The sequence below is a fragment of the Pseudomonas sp. GW821-FHT01E10 genome (assembly GCF_059422365.1).
In genome coordinates, this window is the sequence record NZ_JBWKWT010000034.1 from 32368 (window position 1) to 42065 (window position 9698).

Annotated in this window: 12 protein-coding genes; 8 read left to right on the plus strand and 4 right to left on the minus strand. The window is 57.7% G+C overall.

Annotated elements, in window-relative coordinates; translation table 11 throughout:
* The first annotated feature begins 5 nt into the window (after positions 1-5).
* Genes AC07V0_RS29360 through AC07V0_RS29370 form a run of 3 tightly spaced genes read left to right on the plus strand, consistent with a single transcriptional unit; the run spans position 6 to position 2907 of the window.
* Positions 6-1502 carry an MFS transporter gene (locus tag AC07V0_RS29360; RefSeq protein ID WP_086944910.1) on the plus strand — a complete coding sequence of 499 codons (1497 nt, stop codon included), beginning with the start codon at positions 6-8 and terminating at the stop codon, positions 1500-1502.
* Between the two features lie 6 nt (positions 1503-1508).
* Complete coding sequence (locus AC07V0_RS29365; RefSeq protein ID WP_018930039.1) at positions 1509-2540, plus strand: HlyD family secretion protein; 1032 nt, start codon at positions 1509-1511, stop codon at positions 2538-2540.
* A gap of 55 nt (positions 2541-2595) precedes the next feature.
* Positions 2596-2907 (plus strand): DUF7693 family protein, encoded by a 312-nt coding sequence (locus AC07V0_RS29370; protein ID WP_086944911.1) that lies wholly within the window; start codon positions 2596-2598, stop codon positions 2905-2907.
* Here AC07V0_RS29370 and AC07V0_RS29375 read toward each other — a convergent pair.
* Positions 2896-3474 (minus strand): hypothetical protein, encoded by a 579-nt coding sequence (locus AC07V0_RS29375; RefSeq protein ID WP_086944912.1) that lies wholly within the window; start codon positions 3472-3474, stop codon positions 2896-2898. The two genes, AC07V0_RS29370 and AC07V0_RS29375, sit on opposite strands and share 12 nt — an antisense overlap.
* 144 nt (positions 3475-3618) lie before the next feature.
* On the opposite strand from AC07V0_RS29375, the gene AC07V0_RS29380 reads away from it, so the two are divergent.
* The gene (locus AC07V0_RS29380) at positions 3619-4059 is read left to right on the plus strand and encodes a hypothetical protein (RefSeq protein WP_086944913.1); all 441 of its coding nucleotides are present in this window, start codon (positions 3619-3621) and stop codon (positions 4057-4059) included.
* Positions 4060-4096: 37 nt separating this feature from the next.
* Complete coding sequence (locus AC07V0_RS29385) at positions 4097-4360, plus strand: hypothetical protein (protein ID WP_140393623.1); 264 nt, start codon at positions 4097-4099, stop codon at positions 4358-4360.
* Positions 4361-4463: 103 nt separating this feature from the next.
* On the opposite strand, the gene AC07V0_RS29390 is transcribed toward AC07V0_RS29385, so the two are convergent.
* Positions 4464-5093, minus strand: a complete 630-nt coding sequence (locus tag AC07V0_RS29390; protein WP_086944914.1) for a hypothetical protein — start codon at positions 5091-5093, stop codon at positions 4464-4466.
* Positions 5094-5342: 249 nt separating this feature from the next.
* On the opposite strand from AC07V0_RS29390, the gene AC07V0_RS29395 reads away from it, so the two are divergent.
* Positions 5343-5615 carry a hypothetical protein gene (locus tag AC07V0_RS29395; protein ID WP_064618589.1) on the plus strand — a complete coding sequence of 91 codons (273 nt, stop codon included), beginning with the start codon at positions 5343-5345 and terminating at the stop codon, positions 5613-5615.
* A 211-nt stretch (positions 5616-5826) separates the two neighbouring features.
* A complete protein-coding gene (locus AC07V0_RS29400; RefSeq protein WP_028940975.1) occupies positions 5827-6312 on the plus strand; it encodes a hypothetical protein in 486 nt (161 codons plus the stop codon).
* A gap of 218 nt (positions 6313-6530) precedes the next feature.
* Here the strand turns inward: AC07V0_RS29400 and AC07V0_RS29405 are convergent, their stop codons facing one another.
* Positions 6531-7811: a haloacid dehalogenase-like hydrolase gene (locus AC07V0_RS29405; RefSeq protein WP_018925648.1), complete on the minus strand. Its 1281-nt coding sequence runs from the start codon at positions 7809-7811 to the stop codon at positions 6531-6533.
* 265 nt (positions 7812-8076) lie between these two features.
* Between AC07V0_RS29405 and AC07V0_RS29410 the strand changes: the two genes are divergently transcribed.
* Positions 8077-8847 carry a DeoR/GlpR family DNA-binding transcription regulator gene (locus tag AC07V0_RS29410; RefSeq protein WP_086944915.1) on the plus strand — a complete coding sequence of 257 codons (771 nt, stop codon included), beginning with the start codon at positions 8077-8079 and terminating at the stop codon, positions 8845-8847.
* Positions 8848-9316: 469 nt separating this feature from the next.
* Here AC07V0_RS29410 and AC07V0_RS29415 read toward each other — a convergent pair.
* Positions 9317-9698 (minus strand): c-type cytochrome (locus tag AC07V0_RS29415; RefSeq protein ID WP_495020180.1); only part of this gene is annotated, 382 nt, incomplete at its 5' end.

Genomic DNA, 9698 nt, shown 5'->3' on the forward strand with positions numbered 1-9698 from the left:
GCCCAATGGCAGGTCTCGTCGGGATTTTCATCGCAGCCATGATGGCGGGTTTGAACACCCGCGTCGGCGCATTGGCGTTGGCCGATGTACGCGGTGCACTCGGTTTTGGCCTCGACGACGCCTCCTGGCTGACCACGGCGTACAGCGCCGGGGAATTGATTGCCATGCCCTTTGCGGCGTGGTTTGCCATTACCCTTTCGCTGCGGCGCTTCGAACTGTGGATGCTCGGCAGTTGTGCACTGCTGGCGGTGATCCTGCCCTTCATCCACGATCTGAACCTGCTGCTGACCTTGCGCTTTGTGCAAGGCATTGCCTGCGGCACGACGATTCCGCTGCTGATGATGGCGGCGCTGAAATTCCTGCCAGCGCCCATCCGGCTGTATGGGCTGGCGTTGTATGCGATGACCGCGACCTTCGCGCCCAATCTCTCGATCTGGCTGGCCGGGTACTGGACGGATGGGCTGTTCGATTGGCGCTGGGTGTACTGGCAGATCATTCCCCTGACCCTCATCGCCGGATTGTTGATCGGGTGGGGACTGCCTCGGGAGCCCATTCAGATCCCGCGCTTTGGGCAGGCCAATTGGTCCGGCATGGCTTGCGGTGTGCCCGCGCTCGGCTTGATCACCGTTGCACTGGATCAAGGCGTGCGGCTGGACTGGTTTCATTCGCCCTTGATCACCTTATCGCTGGTGGCCGGGCTGGCCCTGCTGGCCGTCTACCTGCTGACTGAGTGGTATCACCCCTCGCCGTTCATCAAATTGCAGATCCTCGGCCGCCGCAACCTGGGACTGGGCTGCATTCTGTTCGTCTGCCTGTTGGTGGTGCTGATGTCCAGCTCACTCTTGCCGGCCAGCTATCTGGGCCCGTTGCAGAACTACCGCCCCCTGCAAATGGCATCGATCGGTTTGATCGTCGCCTTACCGCAACTGGTCCTGGGGCCTGTCGTGGCGCTGCTGCTGTATCAGAAGCGGGTCGATGCGCGCATCGTGTTCACGTTGGGGTTGTTGTTGATCGCACTGGCATGCTTCTACGGCGCGCAATTGACCTCCGACTGGAACCGCGAGCAGTTCGTCGTGGTGCAAACTTTGCAAGCGTTCGGCCAGCCAATGGCGGTGGTATCGATGCTGTTTCTGGTCACCAGCGTTGTGCAGCCCCCCGAAGGACCTTATGTGTCCGGCACCATCAACACCCTGCGCGCCTTCGGTTCACTGGCCGGTGCGGCAGTAGTCGGACAGCTGATGACCGTGCGCGGTCGTTTCCATGGGGAAATGCTGCTGGACCATGCGGCCCTGGCAGATAACGCCCTGGCGCTTGAGCCTTCGCAACTGATGGACCTCATCGGCCAGCAGTCGCAGGTGCTGTCGATCGCCGACGCCTATCGCGTGCTGGGCATTCTGGCGCTTGTGTTGATTCCTCTGGTGCTGCGGCTGACCTACATCCCCGCACCCGACGTGCGCGCGGCCTCGCCCTCTTCCTCTCCTTCATCTTCCTCACACGGATAACCCATCATGGCCTTGCCAAAGAAAGCCAGGATCATCAGCGCGGTGCTACTGCTTGCAGTGGCGATCGGCGGTGTTCTCTATCTCAATCGCCCCGAATCCAGCGCATCGACCCAGTCCACGGACGATGCCTATGTCCACGCCGACTTCACCACGGTCGCACCGCAGGTGTCGGGAACGGTCGACTCAGTGATGGTCGAAGACAACCAGCTGGTCAAGAAAGGCGATCTGCTTGCGATCATTGACGACCGTGATTTCGTTGCGGCCCTGAACGCAGCGAAGGCCGAGGTCGCCAGTGCCCGGGCCGGCATCGCCAGCTTGCAAGCGCACCTGATTCAGCAGGAAACCGCCATCCGCCAGGCCCAAGCGGCCGTTGCCGCAGACGATGCTGCGCTCAAGCTGGCCAGCGTCAATCAGACCCGTTATCGCAACCTGGCCACCGACGGCTCGGGAACGGTGCAAGCGCGGCAACAGGCCGAAGCGCAACTGAGCATTCAACAGGCCCGTGGGGAAACGAGCCAGGCAGGTTTACAGGCCGCTCGGCAACAAGTGGATATCCTGAAAGCTGATCTGGAGAAAGCCAGGGCGGCTCTTGCCCACGCGCAAGCCGCACAAGCCACCGCAGAGCTGAAACTTTCCTATACCCGCATCACTGCGCCGATCGGCGGCACGATCGGACAGAAATCGGTGCGTATCGGTGCTTTCGTCAATGCCGGAAAACCCTTGCTGGCGATTGTTCCGCTCGATGCCGTCTATGTCACGGCCAACTACAGGGAGACGCAACTGGCGCGTGTACAAAAGGGTCAAGCCGTGGATATCGAGGTGGATGCCTTGCCGGGCGAGACGCTGCAAGGAACGGTGGACAGCCTGGGACCGGCCAGCGGAGTCACCTACTCCGCCGTCGCGCCGCACAACGCCACCGGCAACTTCACGAAGATCGTCCAGCGCTTGCCTGTACGCATTCGCATCGATCCCGATCAGCCCGCGGCGGCGAAGCTGCGAGTCGGCATGTCCGTGACGCCGAAAATCCGTATCCGGTGATATGACGCCGGCGTGTCTCGTTACAATGCTCCAAAAGCTACTCCCAAGAATGAGAATGACCTTGCAGAGCCTAACCCCGACACCCGCCCTCACCGCCCGCGAAGTCTGCCAACGCCTGCGAGACGCCGCCCTGGAAGTCCTCCCGTTGCGGCGCCTCCACGAACCGTGTGAACCCGGTCAGGTACAGGTCGATATCGAAGGCTGGCGTCTGACCCTCGACTTCGACGGCAACCGCTTGCACCACTGCCAACACTGCCGGAGTCCGGACGGTCGCGAGGGAACACTCCAGGCCTGGCGTTACGGCACTGACCCGGTCAGTTTACTGAGCACCTGGGAGTTGGCGCAGGTTGAGCGACTATTGAGATAGCGACGACCCGTCCACCGGCGAGGAGCAAGTTGGAATATTGGCCGTAACGTACTGGATCACCTCTTCAAGCGAGTCTATGTCTGGAGCATTGCTCACTAACATTTCCGGGCGGCACCATGGGTAATCCAGATGCGATAGCCACTCCATGATGCAGTGCAGATCAGTCTCTGGCAGGGTTTTCATGTGCTCGATGGTGATAGTGAGCCTCTGGACAAGTCCCGACTCGGGGCTGAACTGCCATTCATACAGACCGCAACCGACCCGGGCTTCACCGGAGTGCTTGTCGGACATGCCGACCAGCCATTTGCACTGGAAGGTTTTGGCCTGCGGTTCAGGTGGGTGTCCCAGGCAGAAGGTATAGACGTTTTCGAAGGTCTGGCCGAACCGCCTGACCAGCACATCACCGATAGGCCCAAGGCCTTCGACGTGGGGTGGAAACGAGATGGATCCGGTGTGCACGACCATGTCCAGGATCGCGTCCGGCGCAAAGGCCTGGTCTAACAAATGTGGACGGTTGCCGTCCTTGGCTTTGATGTACTGTCGAATCGATAGTTGAGCAGTGTTCATTGTGTGTCCGTCGCATCCATTCTTGGTTGAGAGCCGCCTCATACGAGGCTCACATGACTCGCCTTTACAAAGCACTATTCCATAAGTCCCCCAAAATAGGAAAAAGGCAGCGATGGTTACTTTCTGGCAAAGGGACTCAGCCTCATGATGCGTCGTGTCGGCTTTTTGCTCATCGGGACTCTCGGACTGGCACTGATCCTGCCTTGGGCTGCCTATTGGGTCGGTCTGAGCAGAATTTCGCAGTATCCTTCGCCCCCCTCTCAAGCTATATCCACTGCGCAACGTGAGTGGGTATGGAGCCTGGCCAAAGGCTCAGGCGAGCCGGTAATAGTGCAGTTGAGCCCGTACTCATATCTGTACGACCTTTTCATTTTGAAAGGTAACAACGATAGGAAAATGCAGGTCGCCTGGTGGGTAGCCTCTGAACACTTGATCAAACAGGACTCAACACAGCGAATGCTGTGGTGGCACCTGTCCGGCGCGGCTCTGACTATATGGTTAACCAGAAACTGGACAGATCAGCAGATAACAGCAGCGGCTTTCGTCGCCCTTCAGCAGCGGGGCGAGGTATATGGTGGTCACTAGCCAACAAAGCATTGGGGAAGCGCAATGGGAGGCATAAATGCTCAGGCTGTTCCTGTTATTGACTATTTTGTGGTGTGTATTCATATCGACTGCAATGGCGTTTGCACCGGAACGCGTGCTCGCTTATGTACAACGAAGTCGTATCTGGATGTGGTACATGAAAACCATATTCAGTATTACAAGCGAATCCCTTGGTAGTAAAACGGCTGTTCGATGGGTACGCATTCAAGGAGGAATCGGTTTGATTGCGGCACTGCTGGCGCAATATGTCTGGCTTGTTCATCCTGCCTCTAGCCCATAGGCAGCCGTTCAAGGTGGCCATATCCGTTGTCTGACTGCCTCAGTACGTGAAGCTGCCTCTGATCAGAAGCAGCTATTTGCCAGAAGCGATATCAACAGTGCGGCTAGCAGCTGGTTGTTTGACCCGCATCAATCCTATTGATGCGCCCGTTGTCCGACCGGGTCCACAGCCAGTTATACACGTCGTATCCGCCTTCGCACTTGCCTTGCTTTCTGCCCTGGAAGTCGAAAGTCCGCCATGCGCCATTCTGATGTGAAGGTATCCCGAGCACTCTTTGAATATCTATGTCTGTAGAACCTGGCCATAGGTGATTGGCAAATGACACAGGATGCAACTGTGCCGGTAACGCAGGACAGTCACTGCTCGGCCGTGCAGTCTTGAGTTTCTCGGCGACAACACTGGTCACATAGTGGCTGTCCCCGCCCATCTCGGCATTCGAGATGATCCATATCCGCACGCCGACACTTGGCTGGCTGAAGCACAACCAATACACACTTGCACCTGCATCGCCTTGATGTGCGAGGGTGCCAACGGAAGCTTCGCTCATCACCTGCGCTAGCGTTGTTTTCTCGAATTGAATGACCAACGCCCCAAGCGTAGCGCCTTGCGAAGGAGCCTCCTTCAGAGTGGCCGGCCATTCGACCACATCGAATGGGCCCATGGGCGGTGGGACAGCGGCTGTCGCGCTAAAGGCGATGCTGAACGATCCGAAAAATAGCGATGACCGATTCATTGCGCGCCTCCGTTTGACTACCAACACCTCAGATCTTAGTGAACGCGATGAATTTCTGCCCTTCGCGACCGGCTGCAAACGGCCATTTGCGGTCGCTCAACCGCCCGCCCTCGCTTAAGTACTAGCCGAGTGATATACCGCTGTTGGGTCTAATGCATGGCAAAAACAGGCAGTCGTATGACGCGATTCTCAATTTATAGCGGGTTGGTTTTGGTGGGCTACTCGGCGCTCGATTACGGAGATCCCCCCATGGGCGTTGCTTCAGGCCAATTCGAACCTGCCGATGGGTACGCTGCTATCCAGAACGAGTGCTCAACGAACCACCACGATCAGACCGTTCTGGATCTTTCTGTTCAGACAGAAGCGGGTCTGGTAATTACATGTGAGGGTCTGGCCATCCTGGATTACTCCAAAGAGTTCCCGTCGCCTTGCATCGAAGTGAACATTTTCGGTATTCCATATCCTCTCTATGGTGAGCTGTTTCCTCAGCAGGTCACTCTGTATGAGCGTCAATTCAGCTAATCGGAATGCCCCGTCTGTGTCCGTTTCGGATCGAAAGCTACCCCTCAGAACCATCCCTTCCCGCCCAAAGCATTGACCATCCGCTCGCAATCAGTTTTCAGTTGGGTTAATAACGACAGATTGGCTCAACCTTGGCCAACACCTCACAATCATCTAGGGGGCATCGGCTCATCGGAAATGCCCCGTCCCTTGCAAACGATAGGCACGCCACGTGAATTTTTCCGAATACTTTGCAACTAACGATGGATCGCTCCCTGAGGTTGTGGTGACGTATTCAGATTCGTCGTTTGTACCGCAGGCATTTCAATATCTGTTCGATCATGGCGCGAAAAATGTCACTGTTGACGGCGGCTACCTTTGGATCAAAGCATCCCAAAGTGGGAAGCCATTCTCCGGCCCTCAGGATGCTTTGCTTGTAAGCTCAGGAGCAGCAGAGGCATTCCACGTCGTTCTCGGTGGGCTGTACGGCACCCGGGGTCAAATACCTGACCTTGGTGTTTACGTTTTCACTAATAGCCTCACATTGGACTATCGGATGGGGGCTCAGTGGGGACAAGATCAGATCTACTCATTGTTGGAGCTACTGCGGCAGCTAAGAGACCTCGGCGGCGTTATATCTATCCCATGGTGGGGAGCTGAGGGTGAACACGACTTCCTTGCAGCCCTGGAGAGCCCCGAAAAAATTATTCATACTTAAATTTACCGCGGGTCGTGACAGGTAGAAAACGGCCAAAAACGGTCTGTGGAGCGCGCCTCGTAATTCCAGGGCCACTCACAATTTTGACTCGATACGACTGACTCACTCGGGCCGGTAGCGGTAACGACTTTCCGGCGCAGATTCATCATTCCCGCAGGTACAAGGCGAGTTGCACTGCGGGTCGCGGATGGCCGCCGGCCACCCGCGAGCCAGTGCCATCAAGCCAGCAGCTTAAGCTCGTCTTTACCGTACTTGAGCGATTTCTCGTCTGGAATCATCAGGCCAGTGTGCTCGTTGCGCCCCTGCAGGATGAAGCGGGCGTTCGGGGTGCCCAACTGGGTAGCGGCCTGCTGGCTGTCGGCGCCGATCTCACCCTTCTTCATGCGGTTGACGATCACCCCCACCGCCGTATCGTTGAAGTCGCGCAGCATCCAGGCATCGCCATCGCTGTCGCCAGCCACCAACACCGGGCCATAGCCCTTCTGTTTAACCAGCACGTTCTTGATGCCAACGGTCTTGCCCGGCCCGTAGTTGAAGTGCCAGTCCGGCTGATAGCGAGTGGTGTACTTGCCGCCTTCCATCGCCATGCGCAGGCCGATCACGTTCTCAGGCGGAACGTCGTATCCGTAATGAGGATTGCCCGCGAACACGCGTACCACATCGTCGATGGAGGCGGTGCTGACATAGACGTCGATGCCGTTGGCGCGCAGCGTGTGCATCAGGCCGCGGATCTCCTCATGGATGCGGATGCCATGAAAGTGCGTATCCGCCACCACCCCGGCCTTGCCCGGCAACGTGCGTGAGCTCTCGTACTTGACCTTGCGCAGTGCGTCGCCGATGGCGTAGTTGTTGGAAGCCTCGGCCATCGCCTGCAACTCAGCCGTGGTCATGTTCTTGTAGAAATACAGAATCCACTTATAGCCGATCTCCACCGGGTAACTGTCGCAGATCGCGTCGTACATAAAGTAGAGCTTGGCGAGAAAATCCTTGTACTGCTCGCTGGCCTGAATCTCTTCCAGGCTCTTGTCGCCGGCGAGCCCCTTGTAGTTGGCGTGCAACCAGCGGTAATCCGCTTCTACGTCGCTGGCGATGTCTTCCATCTTGACCGGCTTGCCGTCCACCGTGGTGTAGTCCTTCATGAACGCGCCGTTCGGCACGTCCTGACGCACCACCTCAGCGAACTCATCGGGCGTCAGCTTGTACTGCAGATGATTGATCTGGTAGACCAGCAGCGCTTCTTCACAGTCGTTCATGATGCAGGTGTTGTCCCAGTCGAACACCGCGTACGGGCGCTGGTCAGGGCGGTAGGACGCGCTCTTGACGCCGTGCTCATCGATCACCGCCTGCAGACGCTTTTGGTTGAGCGGCGACCAGCGCGCCGGGTCCAGCGCACTTGGTGTGGCCGGGGGCGTGGCGGCTTGCGTTATGCGGGACGACAACAACAGCGGACTGACAACGGAAACGGTGGCGAGGGTGTTCAGAAACTGGCGACGCTGCATGGCATAGCTCCTACTTCTAAATGAGAGGTTACAACCGAGGCGATGGCGAAAGCGTGTTTCGAAATGCGGACGAGGGGAAGAAACCGTCCGGCCACGAGGCTAGCTCCAAATACACAAAAAAAACAATAATGCCTCAATATCACACAAACATGACGCGCAGGCTGCGCCAGCCCAATGATCATGAGGCCGCGCCAAACTTGACAGCGACTGACGCCTCTCCACAATGCGTGCTCGGACAGCGACTCGAACAGCAGGGACACCCGGTATGTGGCAAGAAGAGCGTTACCAGCGGATCCGCGCACTACTATCGACTTTGCAGCGCGTCACCACCGACCGCATCGTCACGGAGCTGAACGTTTCACGCGAGACGGTGCGACGCGACCTGGTCGCTCTGGAGGAACAGGGGGAGTTGAAGCGGATACACGGCGGCGCCATCCGCGTTGAAGACGAAGCGCCCATCGCCGAGCGGGCGAACATCAACGTCAAATTCAAGCGTGACCTCGCGCGCGCAGCGGTCAGTCTGCTGTCGCACGGACAGACTGTGTTTATCGACGCTGGCACCACCACCGTCATCCTCGCCGAAGAGCTGGCCAAGCTGGGAGGGCTGACCGTGATCACCAACTCGTTCAACGTGGCGTTGCAATTGCGTAATCCCGCTGTGCCAGGCGGCCAGTACAACGAGGTGATCGTACTGGGCGGTTCGCTCGGCGACCGTGCTCCCGCTACGATTGGCGGCACCACGGTGGCGGAAATTGGCCGCTATCGGGCCGACCTCGCGCTGTTATCGCCCGTCGGCATCGACGCCCAGCGCGGTGCCAGCAACTACGACCACCGCGAAGCCGAAGTGGCGCGCGCCATGGCCGACAATGCCGAAGGCGTGGTCATCCTCGCCGACTACAGCAAGATCGGCGTGGAGAGCCGCGTCGCTTTCTGCCCGCCAGAACGCATCGACGTGCTCATCACCAACCACAAGGCCAGTACCGAAGCGGCGTTCGCCGCACTGAACGCCAAGCTCAAACGTATTGTCCTGGTGTAGCAGTGGCTCGGCGGTTGCAACAGGCATTGACGCAGCGTGATGCTCCAGTGCGGCGCAACCGGGTAGATCTTGCACGACGCGACTCCGGAGCCCTCCATAACAGCCTCCCGACCTAACGTAGCCGCCAATGCTAACAGTGCTAAATGACTTCTTACGATAGCCCGCAGCCTAGATCTGGCCGCCAGCTCCATCCGTACTGCTAGATGCCTTTGGCGCGTTTAGGTTTGTGGGATGCTAACCACTCTTTCTGCTCAGCGTCTATGAAGCTGCCGAAGACGCGAAACATAGACGTCAGGTATGGCCACTTCTCCTTTGAATCAGGAACGCGTAGCAGCCAAAAAAATGGCCCGCATGCGGGCGGGCCAAATGGGAATTCTTCAAAGGAGCAGGGGTAATCTGCGCTCCATTATGTGAGCACTGCGTGAAAAGCATGTCGCCGAAACGAAAGCATTCGGTCGAAGCAAACACACTACTTTTGCTGATGCAGGTATTTCTGAATTGCATCAATTTCAAGTTTGCTTGGCTTTACACCGCTGTCAGATTTGAAGCTAGCGCTAGCCCAATGCGGCATTGGCGCCTTCAGAGGCTTCCCATGGTCGTCGATACCGCTCAGCACTGCTCGCTCAAATACTTTTGATTTCCATTCACTGGAATCTCCGGCCAGCTTAGGTGCCGATCCTCCCGTGCCTCGAGGCCCGTGACAAACAACGCAGTTATCTTGAAAAAGTGTTTCTCCATCTGGCGGTGATGCTATTGCCGATGAGCAGGTGAGTAGTAAGCGTCCGGCAAAGGCATCCGGCCCGAAGTCGGAAAATGGCGCAGCAGCCGATACCTTCCTGTGACCATTGCCA